The sequence below is a fragment of the Bradyrhizobium sp. CCBAU 51627 genome (assembly GCF_028128765.1).
In the GTDB taxonomy this organism is placed as follows: Bacteria; Pseudomonadota; Alphaproteobacteria; order Rhizobiales; family Xanthobacteraceae; genus Bradyrhizobium.
Genome location: NZ_LBJG01000088.1, coordinates 58250 through 84547, shown reverse-complemented (window position 1 = coordinate 84547; position 26298 = coordinate 58250). Strand labels below are relative to the sequence as shown.

Annotated in this window: 24 protein-coding genes; 13 read left to right on the top strand and 11 right to left on the bottom strand. The window is 63.1% G+C overall.

Annotation, left to right across the window (positions count from 1 at the left end; genetic code table 11):
• Positions 1 to 72 precede the first annotated feature (72 nt).
• Positions 73 to 1254 (top strand): GNAT family N-acetyltransferase, encoded by a 1182-nt coding sequence (locus tag XH88_RS32725; RefSeq protein ID WP_271672335.1) that lies wholly within the window; start codon positions 73 to 75, stop codon positions 1252 to 1254.
• Here the strand turns inward: XH88_RS32725 and XH88_RS32720 are convergent, their stop codons facing one another.
• Positions 1255 to 3453, bottom strand: coding sequence for a GumC family protein (locus tag XH88_RS32720; RefSeq protein ID WP_271672334.1), 2199 nt, complete (start codon positions 3451 to 3453; stop codon positions 1255 to 1257). It abuts the gene before it with no gap.
• 201 nt (positions 3454 to 3654) lie between these two features.
• On the opposite strand from XH88_RS32720, the gene XH88_RS32715 reads away from it, so the two are divergent.
• The 3 genes from XH88_RS32715 (at position 3655) to XH88_RS32705 (ending at position 7859) form a co-directional block, all read left to right on the top strand.
• Positions 3655 to 4788: a glycosyltransferase family 4 protein gene (locus XH88_RS32715; RefSeq protein ID WP_271672333.1), complete on the top strand. Its 1134-nt coding sequence runs from the start codon at positions 3655 to 3657 to the stop codon at positions 4786 to 4788.
• 120 nt (positions 4789 to 4908) lie between these two features.
• The gene (locus XH88_RS32710; protein WP_271672332.1) at positions 4909 to 6456 is read left to right on the top strand and encodes an undecaprenyl-phosphate glucose phosphotransferase; all 1548 of its coding nucleotides are present in this window, start codon (positions 4909 to 4911) and stop codon (positions 6454 to 6456) included.
• Between the two features lie 155 nt (positions 6457 to 6611).
• On the top strand, positions 6612 to 7859 hold the full coding sequence (locus tag XH88_RS32705) for an O-antigen ligase family protein (RefSeq protein WP_271672331.1): 1248 nt from the start codon (positions 6612 to 6614) through the stop codon (positions 7857 to 7859).
• Here XH88_RS32705 and XH88_RS32700 read toward each other — a convergent pair.
• A complete protein-coding gene (locus tag XH88_RS32700; protein WP_271672330.1) occupies positions 7837 to 8304 on the bottom strand; it encodes a MarR family transcriptional regulator in 468 nt (155 codons plus the stop codon). The genes XH88_RS32705 and XH88_RS32700 overlap by 23 nt on opposite strands.
• A gap of 148 nt (positions 8305 to 8452) precedes the next feature.
• On the opposite strand from XH88_RS32700, the gene XH88_RS32695 reads away from it, so the two are divergent.
• Positions 8453 to 9649: an FAD-dependent monooxygenase gene (locus tag XH88_RS32695; protein WP_271672329.1), complete on the top strand. Its 1197-nt coding sequence runs from the start codon at positions 8453 to 8455 to the stop codon at positions 9647 to 9649.
• A 115-nt stretch (positions 9650 to 9764) separates the two neighbouring features.
• Here XH88_RS32695 and XH88_RS32690 read toward each other — a convergent pair whose 3' ends face one another.
• The 4 genes from XH88_RS32690 to XH88_RS32675 are packed head-to-tail and all read right to left on the bottom strand — an operon-like array spanning position 9765 to position 13761.
• On the bottom strand, positions 9765 to 10940 hold the full coding sequence (locus tag XH88_RS32690) for a saccharopine dehydrogenase family protein (protein ID WP_271672328.1): 1176 nt from the start codon (positions 10938 to 10940) through the stop codon (positions 9765 to 9767).
• Between the two features lie 5 nt (positions 10941 to 10945).
• A complete protein-coding gene (locus XH88_RS32685; RefSeq protein WP_271672327.1) occupies positions 10946 to 12124 on the bottom strand; it encodes a saccharopine dehydrogenase family protein in 1179 nt (392 codons plus the stop codon).
• 9 nt (positions 12125 to 12133) lie between these two features.
• Positions 12134 to 12916, bottom strand: a complete 783-nt coding sequence (locus XH88_RS32680) for a DUF169 domain-containing protein (protein WP_271672326.1) — start codon at positions 12914 to 12916, stop codon at positions 12134 to 12136.
• A gap of 41 nt (positions 12917 to 12957) precedes the next feature.
• Positions 12958 to 13761 carry a YdcF family protein gene (locus XH88_RS32675; RefSeq protein ID WP_271672433.1) on the bottom strand — a complete coding sequence of 268 codons (804 nt, stop codon included), beginning with the start codon at positions 13759 to 13761 and terminating at the stop codon, positions 12958 to 12960.
• 141 nt (positions 13762 to 13902) lie between these two features.
• Between XH88_RS32675 and XH88_RS32670 the strand changes: the two genes are divergently transcribed.
• The 3 genes from XH88_RS32670 (at position 13903) to XH88_RS32660 (ending at position 15802) form a co-directional block, all read left to right on the top strand.
• Positions 13903 to 14844 carry an acetamidase/formamidase family protein gene (locus XH88_RS32670; protein WP_271672325.1) on the top strand — a complete coding sequence of 314 codons (942 nt, stop codon included), beginning with the start codon at positions 13903 to 13905 and terminating at the stop codon, positions 14842 to 14844.
• A 199-nt stretch (positions 14845 to 15043) separates the two neighbouring features.
• Positions 15044 to 15241, top strand: coding sequence for a hypothetical protein (locus tag XH88_RS32665; protein ID WP_007603456.1), 198 nt, complete (start codon positions 15044 to 15046; stop codon positions 15239 to 15241).
• 72 nt (positions 15242 to 15313) lie between these two features.
• Positions 15314 to 15802 (top strand): GcrA family cell cycle regulator, encoded by a 489-nt coding sequence (locus XH88_RS32660; protein ID WP_271672324.1) that lies wholly within the window; start codon positions 15314 to 15316, stop codon positions 15800 to 15802.
• 269 nt (positions 15803 to 16071) lie between these two features.
• Here XH88_RS32660 and XH88_RS32655 read toward each other — a convergent pair whose 3' ends face one another.
• On the bottom strand, positions 16072 to 17598 hold the full coding sequence (locus XH88_RS32655) for a porin (RefSeq protein ID WP_271672323.1): 1527 nt from the start codon (positions 17596 to 17598) through the stop codon (positions 16072 to 16074).
• Between the two features lie 405 nt (positions 17599 to 18003).
• Here XH88_RS32655 and XH88_RS32650 point away from each other — a divergent pair, with 405 nt between their 5' ends.
• Entirely contained in the window at positions 18004 to 18510 is a 507-nt protein-coding gene (locus XH88_RS32650; RefSeq protein WP_271672322.1) for a MarR family winged helix-turn-helix transcriptional regulator, read from the top strand.
• A gap of 34 nt (positions 18511 to 18544) precedes the next feature.
• On the opposite strand, the gene XH88_RS32645 is transcribed toward XH88_RS32650, so the two are convergent.
• From XH88_RS32645 to XH88_RS32635, 3 genes are all read right to left on the bottom strand, one after another.
• Positions 18545 to 19660: an alpha/beta hydrolase family protein gene (locus XH88_RS32645; RefSeq protein ID WP_271672321.1), complete on the bottom strand. Its 1116-nt coding sequence runs from the start codon at positions 19658 to 19660 to the stop codon at positions 18545 to 18547.
• A gap of 271 nt (positions 19661 to 19931) precedes the next feature.
• Complete coding sequence (locus tag XH88_RS32640; RefSeq protein ID WP_271672320.1) at positions 19932 to 20903, bottom strand: SDR family NAD(P)-dependent oxidoreductase; 972 nt, start codon at positions 20901 to 20903, stop codon at positions 19932 to 19934.
• A 146-nt stretch (positions 20904 to 21049) separates the two neighbouring features.
• On the bottom strand, positions 21050 to 21958 hold the full coding sequence (locus XH88_RS32635; protein ID WP_271672319.1) for a dihydrodipicolinate synthase family protein: 909 nt from the start codon (positions 21956 to 21958) through the stop codon (positions 21050 to 21052).
• A 324-nt stretch (positions 21959 to 22282) separates the two neighbouring features.
• On the opposite strand from XH88_RS32635, the gene XH88_RS32630 reads away from it, so the two are divergent.
• Positions 22283 to 22522 (top strand): hypothetical protein, encoded by a 240-nt coding sequence (locus tag XH88_RS32630; protein ID WP_271672318.1) that lies wholly within the window; start codon positions 22283 to 22285, stop codon positions 22520 to 22522.
• Between the two features lie 137 nt (positions 22523 to 22659).
• Here XH88_RS32630 and XH88_RS32625 read toward each other — a convergent pair whose 3' ends face one another.
• On the bottom strand, positions 22660 to 23634 hold the full coding sequence (locus tag XH88_RS32625; RefSeq protein WP_271672317.1) for an alpha/beta fold hydrolase: 975 nt from the start codon (positions 23632 to 23634) through the stop codon (positions 22660 to 22662).
• A 121-nt stretch (positions 23635 to 23755) separates the two neighbouring features.
• Between XH88_RS32625 and XH88_RS32620 the strand changes: the two genes are divergently transcribed.
• The 3 genes from XH88_RS32620 to XH88_RS32610 all read left to right on the top strand — a co-directional run bounded on the left by XH88_RS32620 (position 23756) and on the right by XH88_RS32610 (position 26266).
• Complete coding sequence (locus XH88_RS32620) at positions 23756 to 24385, top strand: TetR/AcrR family transcriptional regulator (protein ID WP_271672316.1); 630 nt, start codon at positions 23756 to 23758, stop codon at positions 24383 to 24385.
• A 189-nt stretch (positions 24386 to 24574) separates the two neighbouring features.
• The gene (locus XH88_RS32615) at positions 24575 to 24832 is read left to right on the top strand and encodes a hypothetical protein (protein WP_271672315.1); all 258 of its coding nucleotides are present in this window, start codon (positions 24575 to 24577) and stop codon (positions 24830 to 24832) included.
• 312 nt (positions 24833 to 25144) lie between these two features.
• A complete protein-coding gene (locus XH88_RS32610; protein WP_271672314.1) occupies positions 25145 to 26266 on the top strand; it encodes a P63C domain-containing protein in 1122 nt (373 codons plus the stop codon).
• Positions 26267 to 26298 lie beyond the last annotated feature (32 nt).

The window sequence follows — 26298 nt, the reverse complement described above, 5'->3', positions numbered from 1 at the left end:
GTTGACATTTGCATGCAAAGGTCGGCCACAGGCCGAAATACGTATTTTTTGCTTTCTCGACAGGTTTCGCGGATGACCATGGCTGCGGCGATGCAAAGCCGGACGGCAGAATCGCCAGCGCGGTCCAAAGCGAGCCGTATCGCGCAGGTCGATATCGTCCGCGATCTCACCGAGGCCGAGCCGATCTGGCGCGCCTTTGAAGAGCCCGGGCACCTGTTCACGCCTTATCAGCGGTTCGATCTGCTGGGTTCGTGGCAACGATCGGTTGGGGAGCGCGAAGGCGCCCGTCCCTTCGTTGTGATTGCCCGCGATGCCGAACGCAGGCCGCTCGCGTTGCTGCCGCTCGCACTGCGCCTGGGCCACGGCGTGCGCACGGCCTGCTTCATGGGAGGCAAGCACCCGAGCTTCAACATGGGGCTATGGCGCGCCGATTTCGCGTCACAGGCCTCCGCCGCCGATCTCGACATGCTCTTCGCCCCGCTGCGTGACCAGGTCGACGTGCTCGCTCTGACGCAGCAGCCCAAACGCTGGCACGACCAGCAAAACCCATTCGCGCTCCTGCCGCAGCAAAGCGCCGTCAATGGCTGCCCGCTGCTGGTGATGGAGCCCGGCGGTCCACCCGCATCGCGGATCAGCAACTCCTTGCGCCGCCGCCTCAAGAGCAAGGAGAAAAAGCTCCAGGCGCTCGCCGGCTATCGCTATCACCTTGCGACATCAGACGCGGACGTCTCGCGCCTGCTCGACTGGTTCTTCCGCATCAAACCGGCGCGGATGGCGGAGCAGAAGCTGCCTGACGTCTTTGCCGAGCCTGGCGTCGAGCATTTCATCCGCAGCGCCTGCCTCGCGCCGCGCGGCGAAGGCCGAGTCATCGACATCCACGCGCTCGAATGCGACGAAGAAGTCATCGCGATCTTCGCCGGCGTCGCCGACGGCCAGCGCTTCTCGATGATGTTCAACACCTACACGATGTCAGAGCATGCCCGCTACAGCCCCGGCCTGATTCTGGTGCGCTACATCATCGACCGTTACGGCGAGCGAGGCTACCGGTCGCTCGACCTCGGCATCGGCACGGACGAGTACAAGCGGATGTTCTGCAAGGACGACGATGAGATCTTCGACAGCTTCGTACCGCTGACATCACGCGGCAAGTTCGCGGCGATGGCGATGTCCTCGCTCAACCACGGCAAGCGCCTGGTGAAGCAGAACCAGATTCTGTTCGACTTGGCCCGCAGACTGCGGCAGGCGTTCGGGTAGCTACGCAGCCACCACGTGCGACGTCTCGCCGGCATCCGACGCTTGCACCGGCTTGCTCAGCATCGTCACCTCGCTGAAACCGACGGCCTTCAGCTGCTCGCACATCAAGGTACGTGCATCCGCATCCATCGACGTGTCGGGCACCACAACGGCGCGGGCATCCGCCGTGAGCAGTTCGGCCGGCAGATCGGAGGCGCTGCCGGCGTCCAGCAGCACATGATCGTAGGCCCGCAGCAAGGCGTCGATCGCCAGCGCCACGCGCGGCGACTGGAGCAGGCTGCGGTCGAAACCGGGACGGCCGGCCATGACCAGGTGCATCCGCGAGAGCTTGTCGCGCGTGATGATTTGCGCAAATGAGGCCTGCCCCTGCATCAATTCGGCAAGGCCTGGTGCGGTCGGATCGACGGATACCGCAGCGATCGTCGGCGAGGAAGCGGCGAGATCAACCACGACCACGCGGGCATCGCGCGCGAGATGCCGGGCCAGCGTCAGCGTCGACAGCGTGATGGCATCGCCCGGCGCGGTGCCAAGCACGGTGACCTTCTTCGCACCCGCCCCTATTGCAAGCAGGCTTTTCGCCAGCTGCCCGATCTCGGCGAATTCGCTGATATCGGCACTCATCTCTGGCTGAAGCGGCGCCGATTCGATCTCGATCGCGTCGACGACCGGCTCCTGGCGAGCGACCGTCGGAGTGAGGGTGGCAGCGGCGCGCGGCGCGGTCTGGCGCAGCAGTTCACCGGTGACCACGAGACCGGACGAGAGCAACAGCGTCGCCAGTGTCGCGATCAACACGATCGGCAGTTTCTTCGGATAGGCTGGCATGTTGGAAACGATGGCACGCGAGATGATCCGCCCCTCCGTCGGAGCGGTGTCGATGGTCTCGCGGGTGTTGGCCTCGCGGTATTTGGCGAGATAGGTCTCGAGCAGATCGCGCTGCGCCTTGGCCTCTCGCTCGAGCGCCCGGAGCTGGACGTCCTGGCCGTTGGTCGAGGTTGCCTGTTTCTTGAGCTGCTCGAGGCTTGCGGTCAGGCCGTCGACCCGCCCGCCCGCGATCCGCGCGTCGTTCTCGAGCGAGCGCGAGATCTTGGCTGCCTCGTCCCGGATCTGGCCATCGAGGTCGCTGAGCTGCGCCTTCAATTCCTTGATGCGCGGATGGTTGCCGAGCAGCGTGGACGACTGCTCGGCGAGCTGGGCACGCAACGTCACCCGCTGCTCTGTTAGCCGCCGCATTAGCTCTGAGTTCACGACCTCGGAGGCCTCGATCGGCTTGCCGCTCTGGAGCATCTCGCGGATCAGCCGGGCCTTGGATTCGGCATCCGCCTTCAGCGCGCGCGCATTGTTGAGTTGGGTGTTGACCTCACCCATCTGCTGGTTCGACAGCGTCGTATTGTTGGTGCCGACGAACAGCGACGATTTGGAGCGGAAGTCCTCGACCTTGGCTTCGGCCTCGGAGACCTTCTTGCGCAGATTCTCGATCTCGCCGGCCAGCCACTGGCTGGCGTTGCGCGCCTGGTCCTGGCGCGCGGCCTGCTGAAGCACGAGGTAGCCATCGGCGATCGAATTGGCGACTCGCGCGGCGAGCTCGGGGTCCTGCGACTGGAATTCGACCACGATCACGCGCGACTTGTCGACGGCGTAGGCCTGAAGGCGATCGTAGTATGCGTCGAGCACGCGCTCTTCCGGCGTCATCGAGAACGGATCGCGGCCGATGCCGACCAGCGCCGCAAGCGATTTCAGCGGCGAGATGCCTTTCAGCACCGGATCGAATTCGGGGCGCTCCGCAAGCTTGTTCTTCTTGATGATCTCGCGTGCGAGGTCGCGCGACAGCACGAGCTGAACCTGGCTGGTGACCGCCTCGGGGTCGAGCGCCTGCCGCTCCTCGGTGCTGCGGTCGCTGCTCGGTCGCAGGAAGACGTTCTCACGACCGTCGATGAGGATACGCGCCTCGGACTTGTACCGTGGCGTGATGAGATTGACGACAGCAACGGACGCGACGAGGGCCAGCACTGTCGGCACGATGATCCAGCTGCGCTTGCGCGCGAGCGCGCCACCGAGCGCGTGGAGGTCGATATCGCCGGATTCGGCTGGCACCTTTGCGGCAAACGCCGCCGTCTTGGCTTCAACTCGGGGCTTGGCCTTCGAAACGGCCCGCTCGATGACGGCCTTGTCCTTGCCGGCACGCCAGAACGCTAAACGCATCGAACACTCCCGCAGGGCAACGCCACTCGTCTGCCTCAATGCGGCCGATTACACTCCATTAAGGTTGCCGCTGGGTTAATCATGCCGTCGCACGGGCAGCGCATGCGCGTTCGTCACCGTTTGTTAACCACGAAGGTCCTTAATCCGTCTCGACATTTCGAGAACATGTTCGGCACTCGCCGTCGAGCGCTGGTTTTGATCATGCCCCCCTCTCCCGACCAGCCGCTTCGCATTCTGCACGCCGTGCGCGCGCCGGTGGGCGGCATCATCCGCCATATCCTCGACCTCGCCAATGGCCAGGTCGATCGCGGCCATCATGTCGGGATTCTCGCCGACAGCCTCACCGGCGGTGAGCGCGCCAACAAGGCCCTCGCCGAGATTGCGCCGCGGCTGAAGCTTGGGGTGCATCGGCTCGCGATCCGCCGCGAACCGTCGCCGGAGGATTTTCTGGTCTGGCTGCGCATGCGCCGCCTCATCGCCACGCTCAAGCCCGACATCATGCACGGCCACGGCGCCAAGGCCGGCGCCTTCGTTCGCATGCGCCGGCGTACTGACGGGGCCATCCGCATCTACACCCCGCATGGCGGCTCGCTCCACTATCCACTCAACACCCTGAAGGGCGAATTCTACGCGCGGCTCGAGCGCACGCTGATGGACTCGACGGATCTGTTCCTGTTCGAGAGCGCCTTCGCCCGCGATACCTATCAGCGCATCGTCGGCACCCCCAAGGGCGTGGTGCATTGCGTCTTCAACGGCGTAACGTCCGAGGAGTTCGAGCCCGTCGTCCTCGCCGATGACGCCACCGACCTCGCCTATGTCGGCGAATTCAGGCACATCAAGGGTGCCGATCTGCTGGTCGATGCGGTCGCGCGGCTGCATCAGAACGGCAAGAAGGTCACGCTGACGCTCGGCGGCGATGGCGAGGAAACGGCGGCGCTGAAGGCGCAGGTCGAGAGGGTCGGCCTGACGGACGCGATCCGCTTCATCGGCCACGTCAAGGCCCGCTACGGCTTCTCCAAGGGCCGGCTGCTGGTCGTGCCCTCGCGCGGGGATTCGATGCCCTATGTCGTGATCGAGGCAGGGGCGGCCGGGATTCCCATGATTGCGGCGCGCGTGGGCGGCATCCCCGAGATCTTCGGGCCCGAGAGCCCGGCCCTGTTCGCGGCCAGCAATGCCGAGGCCATGGCAGAGGCGATTGCGGCTGCACTGGCGGATGTGCCGGCAACGGCACAACGCGCCTCCGCCTTGCGTGAACGCATCTCGGCGCATTTCTCGCAGCAGGCGATGGTTGACGGTGTCCTTGCAGGGTACCGCGACGCGTTTGCAAACCATTAACTATCCTTGAGGGGGCTTTAGAGAATCTTCCGATTTGTCCGATAATCGACGTGCCAGGGGATGCATGCCGGGGGCGCAAGGCCGCGCGCCCACGGGTCTTTGGAATGGACGTAGACGCCCGTGGAACCGCTCAACGCACGCTCGATGCTCGATGCCGCGACCAGCGCCGCGGCCAAGCCAGCTGACCAACCTTTTGTCGAGCGCCGCCGCCGCCTCACGCCCGCCGCACTCGAAATCGTCAACCAGAAGGTCGCCCGCGCCTATTCGCCGATCGTCATCGCCGGCATCGCGCGCGCCATCGACTTTGTTCTGCTGAGCGTGGTCGGCATCGCGGTGTATCTCGGCTACGTGATGCCGCTTGTCGGCTTCAGCTGGGCTTATCCTGCAGAGATCGTCGCCGTCGCGGTCGCCGCCGTGGTCTGCTTCCAGGCCGCGGATATCTACCAGGTGCAGCTATTCCGCGGACAGCTCCGGCAAATGACGCGGATGATCTCGTCCTGGTCGTTCGTGTTCCTGATGTTCATCGGCATCTCTTTCTTCGCCAAGTTCGGCAGCGAAATCTCGCGGCTATGGCTAGCCGCCTTTTACTTCCTCGGCCTCGCCGCGCTGGTTGCCGAGCGTCTCGTGCTGCGTTCGCTGGTGCGCAGCTGGGCGCGCCAGGGCCGGCTCGATCGCCGCACCATCATCGTCGGCTCCGATCACAACGGCGAGCAGTTGGTCGAGGCGCTGAAGGCGCAGGAGGATTCCGACATCCACGTGCTCGGCGTGTTCGACGACCGCAACGACAGCCGCGCGCTCGACACCTGCGCCGGCGCACGCAAGCTCGGCAAGGTCGACGACATCGTCGAGTTCGCCCGTCGCACCCGCGTCGATCTGGTGCTGTTCGCACTGCCGATCTCGGCGGAGACGCGAATCCTGGAGATGCTGAAGAAACTCTGGGTGCTGCCGGTCGACATCCGCCTGTCCGCGCACACCAACAAGCTTCGATTTCGTCCCCGCTCCTACTCCTATATCGGCGAGGTGCCGACGCTCGATGTGTTCGAGGCACCGATCACCGACTGGGATTTGGTGATGAAATGGCTGTTCGACCGCATTGTCGGCGGCCTCGCGCTGCTCGCCGCATTACCGATCATGGCACTGGTGGCGATTGCGGTGAAGCTCGACAGTCCCGGCCCGGTGCTGTTCCGGCAGAAGCGCTTCGGCTTCAACAACGAGCGCATCGACGTCTACAAGTTCCGCTCGATGTACCATCATCAGGCCGACCCGACCGCCTCGAAAGTTGTGACCAAGAACGATCCACGCGTCACCCGCGTTGGCCGCTTCATCCGCAAGACCAGCCTCGACGAGCTGCCGCAGCTCTTCAACGTGGTCTTCGCCGGCAACCTCTCGCTGGTCGGTCCGCGTCCCCACGCTGTGCAGGGCAAGCTCCAGAGCCGCCTGTTCGACGAGGCCGTCGACGGCTATTTCGCCCGCCACCGCGTCAAGCCCGGCATTACCGGCTGGGCCCAGATCAACGGCTGGCGCGGCGAGATCGACAATGAAGAGAAAATTCAGAAGCGCGTCGAGTTCGACCTCTATTACATCGAGAACTGGTCGGTGCTGTTCGACCTCGTGATTCTCCTGAAGACGCCGCTCTCGCTGCTGACCAAGAACGAGAACGCGTATTGAGTTTTCGTCATGCCCCGCGAAGGCGGGGCATCCAGTACCCCGCAGCGCCGGCCATCTTCTCCAATGCGCGCTGCTGAGTACTGGATCGCCCGGTCAAGCCGGGCGATGACAGCAGTGTTTGTGGCGTACGAGTTGCGTAAGCGTATGAGCGTGTGATGGCCTATGCGGCGACCGCCCGGGAAATAACTGTAGCCGCGCCGGCTGGCCCCGGCGTGCTGGCCCTCCAGCGCGCGCTGGTGTGGCTGGTCGGGGCCTCAGGGGCGATCGTCTTCATCGAGCCAAGCCCCTACGAGATCGTGACGCTGCTCGCCACCGTGGCCTTCTTCGCCACCGGGCTGCGCCTGCGGCTGGTGCTGATGCCGCTGGTGCTGGCCCTGGTCCTGCTCAATGTCGGCTACACCATCAGCGCGATCCCGCTGCTCGACCAGTCCGAGGTCGCGAGCTGGATCGCGACCTCCTGGTACATGGCGGTAACCGTTGTGTTCTTTGCCATGGTCACGTCCGAGGACACGACGGCGCGGCTCGACATGCTGCGCCGCGGCCTCGTGGTCGGTGCGATGGTCGCCTCGCTTTCGGCGATTGCCGGCTACTTCCACCTGGTTCCCGGCGGCGACGACCTCCTCACGCTCTATGGACGCGCGCGCGGCACGTTCAAGGACCCGAACGTGCTCGGCGCCTTCCTGATCCTGCCGGCGCTGTTTGCGCTTCAGAGCGTGGTCTCGGACAAGCTGGCCAGGGCTTTCCGCAACGTTGTCGCCTTCGGCGTCATGTCGCTGGCGATCCTGCTCGCCTTCTCCCGCGCCGCTTGGGGCGGCTTGATCTTGACCTCGGCGTTCATGCTGGCGCTGATGGTCTTGACCAGCCGCACCAATGCGCAACGCTCGCGCATCATCGTCATGGCCATCGTCGCCCTGGTGCTGGGCCTGGCGCTGATCGCGGTCCTGCTATCATTCGATTCCATTGCCGAGATGTTCAAGCAACGCGCGAGCTTCGACCAGAGCTATGATGAAGGCCGCTTCGGCCGGTTCGGCCGGCACATTCTTGGTGCGGAAATGGCGCTGGACCTGCCGTTCGGCATCGGTCCCTTGCAATTCCACCGCTTCTTTCCCGAAGACACCCACAATTCCTACCTGAACGCCTTCATGTCCGGCGGCTGGCTCTCCGGTGTCTGCTATCCCGCGCTGGTCTTCACCACCGTGATCACAGGCTTTCGCCACATCTTCGTCCGCGTGCCCTGGCAGCGCGCGTATCTGGCGGTGTTCTCGGCCTTCGTCGGCACCGTCGGCGAAAGCTTCGTGATCGACACCGACCACTGGCGGCACTTCTGGATGATGCTGGGCGCGATGTGGGGAATGATCGCGGCCGCGCAGGCCTACAGGATTAACGACGCTTCTTCAGCTTGAGATCGGGGCGCTTCTCCGGCGGCGTGTCGAGCAGGCTCTTCAACGCCGCGGTCGCTGCGACCACGCCCTTGTAGCCTTCATTGGCGAAACGTAGCAGCAGACGCAACTCCTCGTCGGAATAGGCATTGAATACCTTCTCCATCGCCTGCTGCATCGGCACGTAGAGCTGGCCGATCTTCATCGCGGTCTCGGGCACGACCGCGATGTAGACCTTGCGGCGATCGGCTTCGTCCCGCTCGCGGCGGACCAGCCCCGCCTTCTCGAGCCGATCGACCACGCCGGTGATGGCGCCGGTCGTCAATCCCGTGACCTCGGCGAGCCGTCCGGCGGTCACGCGTCCCTCAAGATAGAGAATGTCCATGCATTCGAGGTCGGAATTGGCAATACCGGCCACGTTCGCAACGGTTTGCCCGTAGAGCACGCCCTGCGCGGACGAACGTCGCATCGCCTCTTCCAATTCCCCCAGCAACGCTGCGCGCGCCTTCGTCCTTGACAAGGCTCACCTCATATCTTAGTCGATATATATCTTAGTCACTAAGAGATTTAGTGACCTTAATTTCTCCTAGCACCACGGAAACGTCGGGAGCAAGCCAATGCCTCATCGTCCCCGCAAAGCCCTGATCATCGGCGCCGGCATCGCCGGGCCCGTCGCCGCGATCCTGCTGCGACGCGCCGGCATCGAATCGGCGATCTACGAAGCTTGGCCCTATTCGAAGGGTATCGGCGGCGGGCTGCAGATCGCGCCGAACGGCATGCATGTCATGGACGAGGTCGGGCTCGCGGACGAGTTGATCAGCCGCGGCTCCATCGCGGAGTCCTTCGATTTCTATTCGCAAGAAGGCCAACGGCTCGGCTCGATCAACCGCGACATGGAACGGCGGTTTGGCCAGCCGGCCGTTAATATGTGCCGCGCGACGCTGAACGAGATCCTGATCGACAAGGCTTGGTGCGCCTGTGTCTCGCTCTACTTCGACAAGCGCCTGATCAAGATCGAAGATCGCGGCGACCAGCCGATCATCGCCTATTTTGCCGATGGCACCACCGCCGAGGGCGACTTCCTGATCGGCGCCGACGGCGTGCACTCGGTCACGCGGCGCCAAGTGGTGCCTGATGGGCCAAAACCCTTCAACACCGGCCTGATTGGCTTTGGCGGTTTCGTGCCGCACGCTGTCCTCACCGGAAGAGCGATCGGCGGGCGTGTCGAGACGACGTTCGGACAGAGCGGCTTCTTTGGTTACGGCTATTGCAGTCCGGATCCGAAGGACGGCGCGATGTGGTGGAGCACGCAGCCGGCGCACGGCATGGATGCCGCGATGTTCCGAGCCCTCGACAAGCGGACGCTGAAGCAGCACCTGCGCGGTTTCCATCACGGCTGGCATGATCCGATCCCCGCCATCATCGAGGCGGCCGAGAACATCGTGGTCACCGACACGCTCGACGTCGCGACCTTGCCGACCTGGTCGCGCAAGCGCTCGCTGCTGATCGGCGATGCCGCGCATGCGACCAGCCCCCACGCCGGCCAGGGCGCCTCGCTGGCACTGGAAGATGCGATGCGGCTCGCCCGATTGATGCAGGAGGGCCAGGAGCTGACCGCCACCTTCCAGGCCTTCGAGGCCGAGCGGCGCCCCCGCGCCGAAAAGATCGTCGCCATCGCCCGCCGCAACGGCAACAACAAGCGCGAATTCAGCGCCACCGGTGCATGGATGCGCAATCAGATGATCAAACTGCTGTTGCCGCTGGGATCGAAGGGCATGGAGTTCATGTACGCCTACGATGCGCGGGCAGCGTAGCTCCACGGACACTGCCGTAGGGTGGGCAAAGCGAAGCGTGCCCACGTCTTTTATCGATCATTGAGAGATGGTGGGCACGGCGCGGTGCGCCTTTGCCCACCCCACGAGAGCCGACCTACGCCTCCACCTCAAACCTCAGCCCGGCATGATCGACCAACCGCCTGATCAGCTTGTGCTGCATCGCCGCGCCTGGGGTCCACAGACCAGCCGGAACATCAGGGGTGTCGCGCAGCAGGCACACCGCGCATTCCGAAATCATCTTCGCCGTTGATGCATAGCCCGGATCGAGATCGCCCTTCACTGCCGCGCGAACCTGGCGGCCGTCAGGTGCGATTGCGATATAGAGCAGGTCATAATGACCGGCGTCGCGCTCTTCCTTCGACGGCCCCTCGCCCGGCTTGAGCGCCTCGGGACCGGTCTTTTCGCTGTTGGCGGCCATCACGCGCTTGGCGTTGGCCAGTCCTTCGTCGCCCGCCCCCGTCAGCACCATCTCGTCGTAGACGAAATGCCTGCCATAGGGGAATCCCATCAGCATGTTCGAGCGATGGACGTTGCGCGTGTTCAACATCGCCATCGCGAACGGGGCGGACCAGGATTGCAGGTCTTCCTCGAAAACAGGCTTGTTGCCGCGCGGCTGCTTGGGTCCTTCGAATCCGGGCGTGAACGCAAAGGGGTCCTTGAGGATCGGCACCAGGCTGAGGTCCTGTGCGACGGCTTCAAAGGTGACCCTTGCGCTCGCCGACGTGCCGCCGGAGAACTTCCAGCTGAGGTCGCGGACGCGTCCCTTGACGCGGGGCGCTGGTGCTCCGAACACGCGCCTCGCCTCCTCCTGCACGAAGAACGTACCGAGCTCGAAGGGGATGGAATCGAAGCCGCAGGAGAACATGATGCGCGCGCCGCTCGCCTTGGCGGCCGCCTCATGCCTGTCGATCATCTGTTTCAGCCAGATCGGCTCGCCGCAGAGATCCATGTAGTCGGTACCACCGGCGACGCAGGCGGCCAGCAGATCGGAGCCGTAAAGCTGGTAGGGACCGACCGTGGTGACCACCAGCTTTGCCTGATCCACCATCGCCCGCAGCGATGCAGGATCGGCCGCGTCGGCCACGATGAGCGGCGTGTCCGCGGGCGCGCCGATCGCATCGCGAACCGAGGCGAGCTTGTCTCTGCTCCGCCCGGCCATCGCCCATGCCGGCGCCCCGTCACCGACGTAATGCGCGGCGAGATACTCGGCTACGAGCTGGCCGGTGTATCCAGTTGCGCCGCAGACGACGATGTCGAACTTTGCGGACACGGACCTTACGCTTCCACCTCGAATGTCAGGCCTGCATTGTCCCGCAGCCGCTTGATCAGCTTGTGCTGCATCGCTGCGCCTGGCGTCCAGAAGCCGGCGGCAACGTCCGTTGCATCGCGCAGCATGCAGATCGCGCATTCGGAAATCATCTTCGAGGTCGAGCCGTAGCCGGGATCGCGATCACCGGTGACGCCGGCGCGGACCATGCGGCCGTCCGGCGCAATTGCGACATAGAGCAAATTGAACAGCCCGTTCTCGCGCTCTTCCTTCGACGGTCCCTCGCCCGGCTTCGGCGCGCTCGGACCGGTCTTCTCGGCGTTGGCCGCCATCACGCGCCTGGCGTTGGCCTCGCCTTTCTCGCCGGGTCCGGTCAGGACCATCTCGTCGTAGACGAAGTCCCGGCCATAGGGAAAGCCCATCAGCATGTTGGAGCGGTGCACGTTGCGGGTGTTGATCAGCGCCATCATGAAGGGCGCCGCCCAGGATTGCAGATCTTCCTCGACGAGCGGCTTGTTCCCCCTCGGCTGCTTGGGGCCGGTGAAGCCCGGCGTCAGCGCGAACGGATCGTTCAGGATCGCGACCAGGCTCATGTCCTTGGCAACGGCATCGAAGGTCGCCTTTGCGCTCGCCGCGGTGCCGCCCGACAGCGTGCCGCGCATGTCGCGTACGCGACCTTTCACGCGCGCGGCGGGCGCGCCAAACACCCGCTTGGCCTCTTCCTGCACGAAGAACGTGCCGAGCTCGAACGGCACGGAATCGAAGCCACAGGAGAACACGATGCGTGCGCCGCTGTCCTTTGCGGCAGCCTCATACTTGTCGATCATCTGCCGCATCCAGATCGGCTCGCCGCAAAGATCGAAATAATCCGTACCCGTCGCAACGCAGGCGGCGAGCAAATCCTCACCATAGAGCTGATACGGACCGACCGTCGTGATCACTGACTTCGTCTGCTCCACCATCGCCTTCAGCGAAGCCGCATCGGACGCATCGGCGACGATCAGCGGCGTATCGGCGGGTGCACCGATGGCGTCGCGCACGGATTTCAGCTTCTCGAGGCTGCGGCCCGCCATCGCCCATTTCAGCGAGGCATCGCCCCTGTAATGCGTCGCCAGATATTCGGCGACGAGCTGGCCGGTGAAACCGGTCGCGCCATAAACAACGATGTCGAACTTCGCAGAGCTCATGGTCGGCCTTTACTTCTTTGCGTAACTCACGCCCATGCCGGCACGGACGTCGCTTTGAATTCCATAGGGCGGGATCGGATAGCGCAGGCCGTTCTTGGCCAGCGCCTTCATGCCCTCAATTGCCTTGGCGAGATGCGAAGGCTTCAAGGCCATCAGCAATTCCTCGTCCGGTACGCCGCCATAGCGCCGTTCGGCATAGCATGGCAAGGACAGGCTCGGCTCGCCGGTCTTGAGCGCCCGGCCCCAGGAATCCGCGCAGGCGGTCTCGCCGACCACCCCCCATTCGAACTTCTTGTAGCCGGTATATTGCAGGCCGTTGATCAGGATGATCATCTGGCCGGGCGTCGCGTAGACGAGGCAGATGTCGGGCGGATTGAGCCGGCCGCTTGCGAGCGGACTGACCGCGAGCGCCTGGTACTGGCCGAACGGCACCACGTCCAGGGCTTCCTGGCGCTTGCGCGCATCTTCCGGCGTGCCATGCCAGACGCCGACATAATTTTCTCCCGCGAGCCATTTCTCGTCCTGCGGCGCCAGGCCAATCACCGCGCGGCACTGGCTGCCGACGAGATCCTCGCCGGTGATACCGACGGTCCAGCCAAGGCGCGAAGCCATGCTGACGATCTGATCGGTGGTGTGAACAGCATTCGGCCGCCGGATTTTCGGGATCGCCTCCATGTCCGCAGCATGCGCGAACAGCTTCATGCCTGTTACCGTCGTCTTCAGCCGCAACAGGTTGTTGAGATCGGCGACGAGGCCGGCAAGGTCGATCGTATCAGCGGCCTGCTGCTGCATGGCATCCTCCCGACGCGGACATTTTGCTTCTGAGGCCAGTTCTAGTCCTTGGCCGGCCCGGGAAGCAACTCGCTGGTTCTGCCCATGAGACGGTAGGCCACGAGGCCGATCCATTCGCGCGCAGCCACGTCGGTTCGACCGAGCCCGTCCGCGCCGATATTGGTGAACGAGAACAAATCGCCGCGACCGCCCATCCGCCAGTCGACCGGATAGGCTTCGACATCAAATCCGGCCTTGCGGAAAAGGCCCATCGAACGCGGCATGTGATAGGCCGAAGTGACCAGCAGCCAGCGCTCGCCCGGCTTCGGCGCCACCAGACGCTTGGTGAAGATCGCGTTCTCGTACGTGTTTCGCGAGTCCCGCTCCACAAGCAGGCGCTCCCTCGGGATGCCGATGCTTTCCAGGATCGGGACCGAATAATCGGCTTCCCTGGCGCCGGTCGAGACCAGGTTCGCGGACCCCCCGGTGAAGACGATACGCGCATTCGGATAGCGGCGTGCAAGCTCGGCCGGTGCGAACAAGCGATCGGCCCCGTGCGAGACCACTGGCGTGTGATGCGCCGCGGATAGATCGGTATCGACGGAGCCACCCAGCACGATGATGCCATCAGGCGCACCGCGCGAGGGATCCCAAGGGGCAAAGCGCGACTCCAGCGGATAGAGCAAGAGATTGCCCAGCGGCGAAAAGGCGGCGAGTGCGAGCAGGACCAGCGTGGTCGCGGCCAGTTTCCGGCCGAGCCCGGCAAAGCGCGTTGCCATCAGCATGACCGAGATGATCCCGAGCTCGACCAGAACATTGATCGGCAGCACGGCCGCGCCGAGCGTCTTGGAAAGAACGAAGAACAGGAGAACCTCGCCGAAATGGTCGTGCCGGTGAGACGCAGGCTTGACCCGCCGGCTCATCTTCAGAATGCTTCTTGGAAGAGGATCGAATGCCGGGTCAAGCCCGGCCAAAGCAAGATCTCATCAAACCGACTGGACGCGGCAATGACCCATCACCACCTGCATTCAAGTCCCGAAACCTGCCATTGGGGCTTCTTTGAAGCCGCGCTCAAGCCCGTTCTGACCGTCGCCAGCGGCGACGAGGTAACCGTCGATACAATCAGCGGCGGTCCCGACATGCTGCCCGACCGCAGCAAGTTTCACATCCCGCCGGAGATGTTCGAGGTTCATGCCAAGAACGAACGCATGCTCCCCGGCCACATCCTGACCGGCCCGGTCGCGGTCGAAGGTGCCGAGCCCGGCGATGTCCTCGCCGTCGAAATCCTCGACGTTCAGCTGCGGCAGGATTGGGGCTGGAATCTGATCAAGCCATTGTCGGGGACCCTGCCCGACGATTTCCATGAGATGCGCATTCTCAACATCCCGCTCGACCGGTCGCGGATGGTCGGCCGCATGCCCTGGGGCCTCGATCTGCCTTTGAAGCCGTTTTTCGGCGTGATGGGTGTGTCGCCGCCCCCGAGCTGGGGCCGCATCTCCTCGCTGGTGCCACGCGCCATGGGCGGCAATCTCGACAACAAGGAGCTCGGCGCGGGCGCCACATTGTACCTGCCGGTGTTCGTTCCCGGCGCGATGTTCTCCTGCGGCGACGGCCATGGCGTTCAGGGCGACGGCGAGGTCTGCGTCACCGCGATCGAGACGGCGCTGCAGGGCCGCTTCCGGCTGACGCTGCGCAAGGATTTGCGGTTCGACTATCCGCGCGCGGAAACGCCGACCCACTACATGACGATGGCGATGGACCCCGACCTCGACCAATGCGCGGTACGGGCGTTGCGTGACATGATCGCGCTGCTCGGCGAGATCAGAGGCCTGTCGCGGGAGGACGCCTACACGCTGTGCAGTCTCGCGGCCGATCTGCGGGTGACCCAGACCGTCAACGGCTCCAAGGGCATCCATTGCATGATCGAAAAAGCGATCGTGCACGGCTGAGCCCGGCCCACATTTTCTGACCTGCTGACGGCACACCGCCGCCCGGGATTCCGTGCGGCGCGCCCAAGCGCGTACTTTTCCTCAGCGATTCCAAGGCGCTGCACCACCACCTCAGCCCGGATTTGACTTGTCCCCCTGAACCTAAATAGAGTCTTAATCGTTACTTTTATGTACCCGAGTAAGAGGCTAGCGTTCGGCCATGGCCACCGAAAAAGCCGAGACTGACCGCATTCCCGTAACCCTGGCGCTCTCGACCATCACCTATCTGGAGAAATTGGTGAGACAGGGCACCCACGGCACCAGCGTTCCCGGCGTCGCACGGACATTGATCGAGGAAGGCATCCGTCTCGCCATCAAGGACGGGCTCTTGTCGATCCGCGACAATGGCAGGACGTGAGCGCGCGTCGGGCGCGAAGCGGACGGATCTCGGCCGACTGATGGCCAGATGTCGCAACCTGGGACCGTTACAATGCCTGTTCTCTCACCAACCTGGACCGTTGAACGAATCGAACTGTTGAAGCGGCATTTCGAGGCCGGCCTATCCTGCCGCGAGATCGCCGCGGACATCGGCGTCAGCCGCAATGCCGTGATCGGCAAGCTGTCGCGATTGAACCTGACGCGCGGCCGGACGGTCGACGAGCGCAGGCTCCAGGACAGGACTCCGGCCCGGACGAGCACCGCGCGCGCTCCGAAAGCCGTGCCCCGGCTGCAATTCGAAATGCTCGCCACGATCTATCGCGAAGCCGACGCACCTGCAGCCACCGGGCCGATCGACGAGGCCAATCGCTGCTCCCTGATGGAGCTCGGCGAATACAGCTGTCGCTGGCCGATTTCGACGCCGGGGGCCGAGGATTTCTGCTTCTGCGGCAACGCCGCGCATGATGGCCAGCCCTATTGCACCGGCCACAGCCGCCTCGCCTACCGGCCGAACTCGCGCGCGCGCCTGAACCTCACCTGACACCCGCAACGAAAAACCTCCGGCAGGGCACTACCGGAGGTTCTTGGAGGCTTAGCGTGAAGCTAAGAGCCGTGACTTTCGAAACCGGCTGACAGCCATATAGTTGATCAACTCAGGTAAGTAAATAAGTTTGCCCGCGATTGAATCGCATGGCTCGTCTTCGTCACTCGCGCAGGCGATTTTCTGGTTTCCGACATCAGCGTCTCGTCAAGACAAAAGCCCCGGCGGTGTCCCGCCGGGGCTTGGTCCCATCGTCGGAAAACCCGAGCTTACCAGTTGCGCTGGGCGCGCAGCAGCATGCTGTAGGTGTCCTGGTCCTTCAGCTCGTAGGTGGCCGCGGGCTTGGCAACCGACGCCAGCGCCGGCGTCGTGATCGTGCCCGAGTACTTCTGGTCGAGATGGCTGTAGGTGAAGTCAGCCGAGAAGGTCAGGTTCTTGACCGGCGTCCAGCGGGTGATAACGCCGACCTGTCCGATGTTGAAGTCCGGGTTGCAGGTGCCGGTCAGGGTGGCGAATGCAGCGCTGCCGCAGATCAGGCCCTTGGCCGTGCCGCCATAGTTCACAGCCGCCCACGCACCGTAGAGCGCCGAGTTCCAGTACGGGTTCCAGTTGTGGGTGTAGGCACCACGGAAGCCGTAGGTCTTGGTCAGCTCGAGGCTGCCGCCCGGCGCGAACACCGCGTCAGACACGCCGGCGAAGCCGATGCTCTGATAGGCCGCGTTCGAGCTGCCGAACATCGAGTAGCTGGTCGCGGCCAGCTCCTGGAAGTTGTAGCGGCTCGCACCATCGGTATAGACGCCCGACACGTTGATCACGTCGCCGGCACCGGTCGGGATGTTCTTGATCGACAGAGCGAGCTGGACCGCCCAACCCCACTTGTCTTCGGGGTGCCCCGTTGCTTCGGTCGCGCCGTAATAGGCGACATGGTTGTCATGCGCCGCGACCGACGCCTGGAACATACCCCAGGCCTGATCGACGCGGATGTTGCCGACGATGTCGGGCGCGCGCGTACCGCCGAAATCACTGGAGCCATAGGCGCCGCCGAGCACGCCTGTAGTGGACATGCCGGCCGTGTTCCAGAGGTTGGTCTGGAAGTTCTGCGTCTGGTCCTGGACCGAGATCGTCCCCGACACGCCCTGGCCGAAATCGGCGGTGTAGGTCACCTGCGGAGCGCCGTTCGTGGTACCGCTACCGCCGACCAGCTGGTCGAAGTTGTTGCCGGGATAGTTGATCCAGGGCGCGTCGAACTGCGACACCGCCTTACCGAGGGTGAAGCCGGCGAACTGGATGAAGGCGTAGTAGACGCCGAGGGCGCCGCCGGAGATGTTGCCGCCGCTGGCGTTGCCCGGAGCGCTCGCCGTGCTGCCGCCGCCGATCACGTCATAGCCGGTTGCGCCGGCGCCGGTGCTGCTGTAGTTACCCGTCGTCCAGGTGAAGACCGCATCGAAATAGGTGCGGACCACGCCGTATTCGGTCGCGGTTCGCGTGTCGATGTTGAGATCTTCACGAGCACGCATTGAATAGTAGTTGGTCAAGCGGTTGTTCGCCGCGGACACGCCGTTGTACTGGCCACTGTAGTTGCCGCCTGCATTGAGCGCGACTTCCGCACGCAGATAGCCGCCCAGCTTGATGCAGGTGTCGCTGCCCGGAATGTAGTAGTAGCCGGCGCCGTAGAGCGAGCAGACCTTCACGTATTCGACCGCCTTGGCCTTGACCGGAAGATCAGCCGCCTGAGCTCCGCCGACGACGATCAGACCCGCCGCAGTGCCGAGCAAAAGGCTCTTCACTACTTTCATTTAATACCTCCAAGTTGCTCATTTGCGGAGACCGGACCGTGAGGCCCCCCAGATCCCCGTCTAATCAAATCCGCTCGGCCGCTTCGCGCCTCCGGACACACCCGCATTCGAGGCGAGGGACGTGAGCGAACCAACCTGCAACGGGACGATCGAGAACCCCCACCGTCACGATCACTATGACTGCGTCGTTCCATTAATCAAAATAGTTTATTAGATCAGCTTTGTGGTTTCGCTAACCCTGTGTCTGCGGCGCAACACCCCGCACTCGCGCGAATCCTGATCCGCTCATGTTTGTAATTCTCGTGACAAAATAATCCTGCTCTGCACTTGCGTCAGGGCAGACTTGCGTGGACTATGGCCGCCGCGAACACCGGCCCAAAGAAATCAGCTTGCGGGAGTGACGCTGTGTCAGCGACGAGGAAAGAAGGGGCGCGCCTCCGCTCCGTCGGCAATCTCGATATCATCAGGCGTTTCACCTGGGAGATATCGTCGATCAACATGTATCTGGAGGAGCTGCGTCAGTTCTGGGCCAGAACCCTCGGCATCAGTGGACCGCAATGGCTGATCCTGATGGCGATCTCCGATCTCGACAAGGACGACGGCGTGCCCGTCAACGTCGTCTCGAAGCTCCTCCACGTCGATCCATCGTTCGTCACCACCCAGTCCAAGCTGCTCGAGAAGAAGGGCTTGCTGCGCCGCCGCCCCTCGCCGACCGACGCGCGCGTGGTGCGGCTGTCGCTGGTCGAGAAGACGCAAAAGCACATCGCAAGCCTCAACGAGCAGTACAAGACGATTCGCGAATTCGTCTTCCAGGAGTTCGACGAGAACGAGCTGACGGAGTTCACTGCCAAGCTCGCGACGCTGAAGAACCGACTCGAAAAGGCCTGCGTCCGCATCTCCCTCGACTTCTGAGACGCGAATCCGTCTCCCGGCCGGGAGACCGCGCTCAGGTCCGCCGGCCGGCGGCGCCGAGTCGCGATTCGAGCCAGTCGAAAATGTACTCGTTGGCAAGGCTCGGATTGTCGGCGTGGGCCTGTGCCGCGCCGGTCTCCTCGGCAGTGAACACCTTCAACACAATGTCCGAGCTGCCGAGCCGGGACGTCTGCACGATCTGCTGCGCGTGGTCGGCCTTGAGCCAGCCATCCTCGCCGATGGTGATCAGCACCGGACATTCGGCACTGGAGGCCATCAGCGGCGCATGCGGCACCGGGACGATGCTGAGATCGCTCATCGCAAAACGGCTGGCAAAGAACGACCGCTCGTGCAGGTCCCACAGGCCGCCGTCGCATACTGCCGCGGCCAGGCGCGGCTCCTGCAACACGGCACGCGCCACGAACGAAGAGCCCCACCCGTCCGCCACGATCGCCACGCGATCGAAATCGACGTCGCTGCGCAGCTCCAGATAGTCCATCGCGCTACCGATCGAGCTCTCGAGATCGCGACGCCGCAACAGCATGTCGGCGTAGTCGTCGCGCTTTTCGCCGAGCAGATCGAGCGCCAGCATGGCAAAGCCGCGCTCACGCGCATGCGGCGCGAGCTTGACCAAGAACTCCTCTTTGCGATGTCCTGGCTCGCCGATGCAGATCACGGTCGGCGACCGTCCGTTCGCCGATGGCGCAGGCAGGAAATAGCCCTGTAACGCATGTCCTTCGAGCCAGGGGATGGTCACGACCTCGCCGGCCGGCGTGCGCGCCGAGAGGTAACGGCGGGCGCATTCCTGCATCGCAAGCACCGCAACCCAGCGGCGCTCGTCGGACGGATCGAGCGGCATCGCGGCAGCACCGTAGTAGTTCATCGCGCGCAGCCAGTTGCGCCGCGCGGTCACCAGGTGCCCTTCCGCGAATGCCGCCTCGGCACGATGCCGGTTGGCCTGCGCCAGCTTCTTCCACTCGCGATGCCAGGACTGCTCGTCGCCGCGCTTCAGTTGCCGCGCGATCATCAGACATTCCGCGATGGTGGCGCCGCCCTCCTGAGCCGCGGTGAGCAACCGCGTGAATTCAGCGGAGATGTCCTCTCTCTCCGAGCAAAGGATGAAATCGTCGGAGAGGCATGCGGGTATCATCGGAGCTACGCTCGATCTTGGCGTTACCCCTTGTTGACTAAACTATTTCAGTTCTCCAACCAAGCTGGCTTGCTTCAAATGAGGCATGTTTGAGATCACCATCGCTTGAACGCGGGAATACCGCCGCATGCATGACATTCCGTTTCGTCACAAGAAGGTAACGATACGCAAGAGGCGGCGCGCAGATAAGCAGACAACATGAGCAAAACTGCGCGCGCACCCCTTGCAATGACGATCATCATACCCATTTAGGCGCGCGATCGTTGACGGCTCAGCCAAGTTTCCAGCCAACCTCCTGGGCAAAGCTTTCGTAGAAGGCGCGGTCGTAGGCCTGTTCGGGCTTGGCCCTTACGCGCTCATCGAGGCGCCTGGCATCCTCGCCGACCAGGATACGCCAGCGCTCCGCTTTCACCCCATCGAGAATGATGTTGGCGGCCTGCGCTGCGGTCGTCGGTGCATCCTCCAGGAAGCTGCGGGCACGCTCGGCAAAGGCCGCCTGAATGTCCTCGTCCGACATTTTGTCAGCATCTGGCACACCGGCCGCGACCATCCGCTTGCGCGTCAGCACGACCTCGTCGGCGTTGAGACGTTCTGATCCGTCGGCGCTCTGCACTTTGCGGGAATTGGAGACGATCGAGGTACCGATATGGCCGGGCATCACCACCGAGCATTTGACATGCGGCGCATGCAGACGGAGGTCGTTGATCAGGGCTTCGGTAAAGCCCTTCACGGCGAACTTCGCCGAGCTGTAGGCAGTGTGCGCCTGGTTCATGCCGATCGAAGCCCAGAAGCCGTTGACGCTGGCGGTATTGATGATGTGGGCTTCGTCTGCCCTGACCAGCATCGGCAGGAAGGTGCGGACGCCGAGATAGACGCCGCCCCAGCAGATGTTGAACGTGCGCTCCCACTGTTCGCGCGTGTTGGTGAACAGGCTGCCGCCACCGCCGATGCCGGCGTTGTTGAACAGCAGATGGATCTTGTCCGTCTTCTGCTGCTCGGCGAGCTCGTCGCGAAAACGCTTGAGATGATCCTCGATCGAGACGTCGGCGACATGCGTCGTGACGCGCAGGCCTTGCGGCAGCTTCTCGACCTCGCACAGCCGCTTGGTCTCGGCCATGGCGGCTTCCGAGACGTCGCACATCGCGACGTTGCAGCCCTCGGCAACGAGCTGGCGGGCGAGCTCCCGCCCCATACCCGTGCCACCACCGGTGATGACGGCGATCTTTCCAGCAAAATCCTTCATGGGACTTTCGGCCCTTCCTCTTATCGGTCTGTTTCTTCATCGTTGGCGCGCCGCGCGCGCGACACGTGCAAAATCTAGCAGCGCCGCATCCGCAGGTAAAAGCGGATCGGCACTGCGTCTCGACATTGTTTATTTCGGCGTGCGGACTATTCGGCCGCTTCGACCCGCGCGCCCTTCAGCACGCCGAGCGCCTCCAGCGCCTTGCGGGTCGCGGCCTGCTGCGCATTCGATGCCTCCGGCATCGGCGCGCGCGGATAGGTCATGGGCAGGCCCTGGAGCGTCTGCGCATAACGCGTACAGGCCGGCAGATTGTCGGCGATGATCGCGTTCCACAGCGTCAGCAGCTTCTTGTGCAGATCGAGCGCGGCCGGATGATTGCCCGCCTTCACTGCATCCCAAAGCGCCACGGAGGCATGCGGCGCGGCGGTCAGGATCGCGGCGATCGATCCATGGGCCCCCAGCGTGTAGGAGGGATACATCAGGGCATCGACCGCGCTGAAGATCAGCTTGTCCGGCGCCATCATCATGAGATCAGCGAACAGCTTGAGATCACCTGCGCTCTGCTTGACGCCGATGACCAGCGGCACTTCCGTCATGATCCGCCTCAGCAGTGCCGGCGACAAATACGACCACGGCACGACGTTGTAGATGATGATGGGCATCCCGGTCTCGTCAGCCATGGCGCGGAAATGCGCGACCATCGCCTCGTCATCAGGCTTGAACAGATAGTGCACCGGGGTGACCTGGAGGGCTGCGACATCCATGTCGCGCACGAGCTTGCCGCGGCGAATCGCATCGCGCGTGGAATCGACGATGATGCCGGCGATGACGGGAATGCGCCCCTTCACTGCCTCCACCGTCGCCGCCATCAGGTCGCGATATTCCTCATGGTCGAGCGTGTGGCCTTCGCCGGTCGAGCCACCGGCGGCGACGCCATGCGCGCCGGCGCCGATCATCCAATCGACTTGCGGCGCTATGAGCCTGTAGTCGATCTCGCCGTCTTTGCGGAACGGGGTCGTCATCGGCGGAATCACGCCTGTCGGTCGTGCCTTCATGGTCTGCTCTCGCGTTTCCTGTGATCCTGGCGCGGTCCCGCTCTTTGACGGGTATTTCGCACGCCTCAAAGCCTATCGGCTCGGCCGCTGCTGTGAAGGGGCCGCCGACGCGGCACTGCCCCCACAATCGCTCATCTCTGCTTTTTTCTCTGTGGGTTCCCCGTAGTTCCCCGGCTTCGGTTTATGGGCAATTTTTTTACAATCCGAATCGTCAAATGGGGAACGCTGGACGGACGGGCCCAGCCGGCGTGTCGTTTTGGACACAGGCTGTGGCACTCCGCTTGCATCCTCCTCGTGGTCGAAACTACCAATGAGGTGACTTTCATGTTCATAACCGTCGTTGCCGTGCTCTGCCGGCTTGGCGCTGCTGCCTCGGGCGGCTGTGTCGAGGAAATCGTGACCGACAGCAATATGACGCCCGACATGTCCATGATGGCGTGCGCGGTCGGCGCCCAGGCCCCGCTTGCGAAATGGATGGACGAGCATCCGATCTATCACGCGAACTGGCGCCTCGAGCGGTACAAATGCGTGCCAGGTCATTACGAAATCAAGGGCCGCGCCTAAGGCCCGCAAAACTACTGATACCGAGGAGACGCCCGGGGGCCGCTCTTGTCCCTCCACGCGGCACGATCAGCGCCAGGTGTGCTGGCACCAAAGTCTCGCATGAGACCGCGCATTGTGATCTCAGTCACGTTCTCTCTTTAAGCCACCGCCCGCAATATCATCGCACGCGCGCGCCGGCCCTCCGGCGTTGGCATCATCGCGTAATTGTGCGGCTGGTCCCGCCACAGATGCAGCTCGACCGAAACGCCTGCCGCCCTCGCCCGCGCGGCGAGATCGACGCTGTCGGGGTAGAGCAGATCGCGCGTGCCGGAGAAGATCGTCATCGGTGCAAGCGAACGGAAAGCGCCGTTGAGCGGGCTGATGAAGGGATGGCCGACATCGAGCTCGCCGGCATAGAGCCGTCCCGCTTCGACAATCCCCGGAATGTCCTGGGTCGGATCGCGCGTTGCGATCTCCGCCTGCTCAGGGCGGCCCACGGAGGCGTCGGCCGCGGGCGAGATCAGCACCATCAGATTTGGTTGTCGATGGCCGCGATCGCGCAGCCATTGACACGCGGCAAGCGCAAGGCCCGCGCCGGCCGAGTTGCCGACCACGGTGACCTTTGCAGACCCTGCGTCCTCCAGCAGCATCCGCAGCAGCTCGGCCGTCGCCGGCACGACGTCCTTCGCAGTCGCGCGCGGCGCCAGCGGATAGACCGGCACGACGCAGACGACGCCGGCCTTGCGCGTCATCTGACCGACAAAGCGCCAATGGGCCGGCGCGATCTCGTTGATGTAGCCGCCGCCATGCAGGAACATGACGTGGTTGCAGCCCTCATGGCCCGACGACGGCGCGGTGTAATAGACCGGCCAGCCGCCCATCTTCGTCAGTATCGCATCGACGCCGCGGCCGAGCCCCACCGGCTCGAACGAGGCCGGCTGCAATGCGAGCTTCTGCACTTGCGCCTGCATGGCCTCGGCCGAGGCAAGCTGTTCTTTGTATGGAAGCAGCCCGAGCAGCAGGTTGAAGACGCGGCTCTGCAAGCTCGGCGCGGGATCGCGCCGGGCCGGCGGACTGAACACGCAACCGACCGGACAAAACTGCAAGGCCGACACAAGTCTTGCAACGCTCATGGCCACATCCCCATCTGGCTCTTTCGACACGGCGACAAAGAGGCTTGCCGACCGGTCGGCGGTTACAGATATAATGCGAGCATTCACTCGCTTTTCCAACTCGCATTCAGATCACAAGGCCGTGGCCAGAAAACCCCGCACAACACCTCGGAAAAATGCCTCGCAGGAGCGGTCCCGCGCCACGGTCGACGCGCTGATCGAGGCAACTGCTCGCATTCTGGTCCGGGAGGGTTTTGAGAAGACCAGCACCAACCGGATCGCGGAGGTCGCCGGCGTCAGCGTCGGCTCGCTCTATCAATATTTCCCCAGCAAGGAGGCGCTCGTTGCCGCCGTGATCGACCGCCACCAGGAGGAGGTCATGGCCATCGTCCGCACCACGCTTTGCGAAATCGCGGACATGCCGATCGAGAAAGCCGTGCGCCGCCTCGTCACGGTCGCGATCGAAACCCACCGCATCAATCCAAAACTGCACCGCGTCCTCGCCGAGCAGATCCCCCGCGCCGGAAAGCTCGACACTGAAGCCTTCATCCGCGAAGTCCACACCCTGGTGCGCGCCTATTTCGAGAACCACCGGAAGGAAATGCGCAAGATCGAACTCGATATCGCAACGTTCATTTGCGTCAGCACGATCGAAGCCATCGCGCACAACACGGTGCTGAACCAGGCCGAGGTGTTGCGGGAGAAGACGGTGCGGACGCTGGTGGACGAGACGACACGGATGGTGGTGGGGTTCCTGAAGCCATCCGCCTAACGGTCGCTGTTAGACCAAGCCTCGGCCCTGAAGATCATCAAACCCACGATCAATTCGGGACGACCAGAGCGACACTCGCCACCTCGTCGCGGAATTGTTGCACTTCAAGAATGCGTGCGCGAGCCGTGCGAGGCGTTGAATCCCGCGCGGGAGCCCTACCTATCCAGGTGAAATGCCTGAGATAATCAGATGACTGAATCACCAGAATGGAAGGCCATCGCGGTCGCAGCGACGATCGCATGCGTGTCGATGTCTCTTTTGGCCATCGACGCGGTCGTGGACCTGAATTTCGGTGGGATGACCAAGCGCCTGGAGCGCGCACAAGCCTCTTTCGTGGATACGCTGGAGCAACATCAACTTGCCTTCACCGTTCCGACGTGGGCCCCGCGGCAGGGCTGCCGCCGAGCCCCAGTGTCCGCGCAGCCGGTGCTGACCGTCCGTCATTGACAACGAATTGCGGGGAACACAGGAGATCGCTCGCCGACCAGCGATCGCGCAAGCATCAGGCCTTCTCTGAAGAAAATGGTCGGAGCGAGAGGATTTGAACCTCCGACCCCTAGTCTCCCAGACAACTGCTCCTTCGCATTAAGTAATTGTTTTAACTAGATAAATCCACAGCCGCAACACAACTCGGGTGGTTCACTCGGGTGATTTTAGTGCCTTTAGGTTTTGCCGCTACCGAAAGGATGGCGGCTTTTTTGTTGGGGACGACTTTCAGTCAACGCAAGCATTATGCTTGCATTTGGAACGTGCAAGCATATGCTTGCAATCTCCGAAGCAAGCATCAAGGAACTTTCCATGACAGATGACGACGAGGCAACCGGGCGAGCTAAGGGCGGCTACGCTCGGAGCGAAGCTCTGCCGCCCGAGGCGCGAAGTGAAATTGCGAGGAAAGCCGCTCAGGCCCGCTGGTCAAAGGGATCGGAAGAGCTGACGGAGGCCGTTGAAGAGATCGAACAAATCGATTTGCCGCCAACTGAAGAGATCGAGGCCGATCCGACGATGCCGATTGCGCGGTGGCGCGGCATGCTGAACATCGTCGGCATGGAAGTGCCCTGCTACGTGCTGGACAACGGCTCTCGTGTAATTGGGCGCACTTCAGCAACGGAAGTTTTGTCTGGCATTAAGGGTGGGGGCGCCCTCGAAATATATTTGGGGGCAAAGTCCCTAGAGCCGTTCATCGACAAGGACGCTGTTCTCGAACGATTTGTGCCGTTTAGGCTTCAAGAAGTCGAAGGGTTGAAAACTGCGGTAAAGGGTTTACCGGCCGATCTATTCATTGAGATTTGCCAAGGCTTCATGCGGGCGTTGGAAGCCACATACGATCCTAAATCGACATTTCCCCGAATGACGCCGCGCCAACAACAGATGGCGATCAAGGCGGGCATGTTTGTCTCAGCCTGCGCTAAGGTCGGACTAGAGGCGCTCATCGATGAAGCGACCGGCTATCAATATGAAAGAGCCGAAGATGCCCTCCAGGTAAAACTGCGCGCTTTTATCGCGGAAGAACTTCGTGCTTGGGAAAAGACCTTCCCGGATGAACTATGGATGGAGTTTGGCCGCCTCACGGGTTGGAAAGGCACCCTTCACAGCAGACCGAAATGGTGGGGCAAGCTAGTGATCGAGTTGATCTACGACACGCTCGATCCTGATGTGGCCGAATACATCAAAACCCACAAGCCTCCAATTGGTGTTCATTGGCATCGCCAATTAACGGAGAATGTGGGAGCTCGCCAATTGGTTTCGCGATGTTACGAAGTCATCGGGATGGCGAAGACCTGTAAAGACATGAGAGAGTTGCGGGATCGAGTTGCCGAGCACTACGGTCGCCATCCAGTTCAGTTCAGAATGTACCTGCCAATGAGAGAGACCCCCAAATGAGGCGGTGAACAACGTTACAAGTATGCAACAGC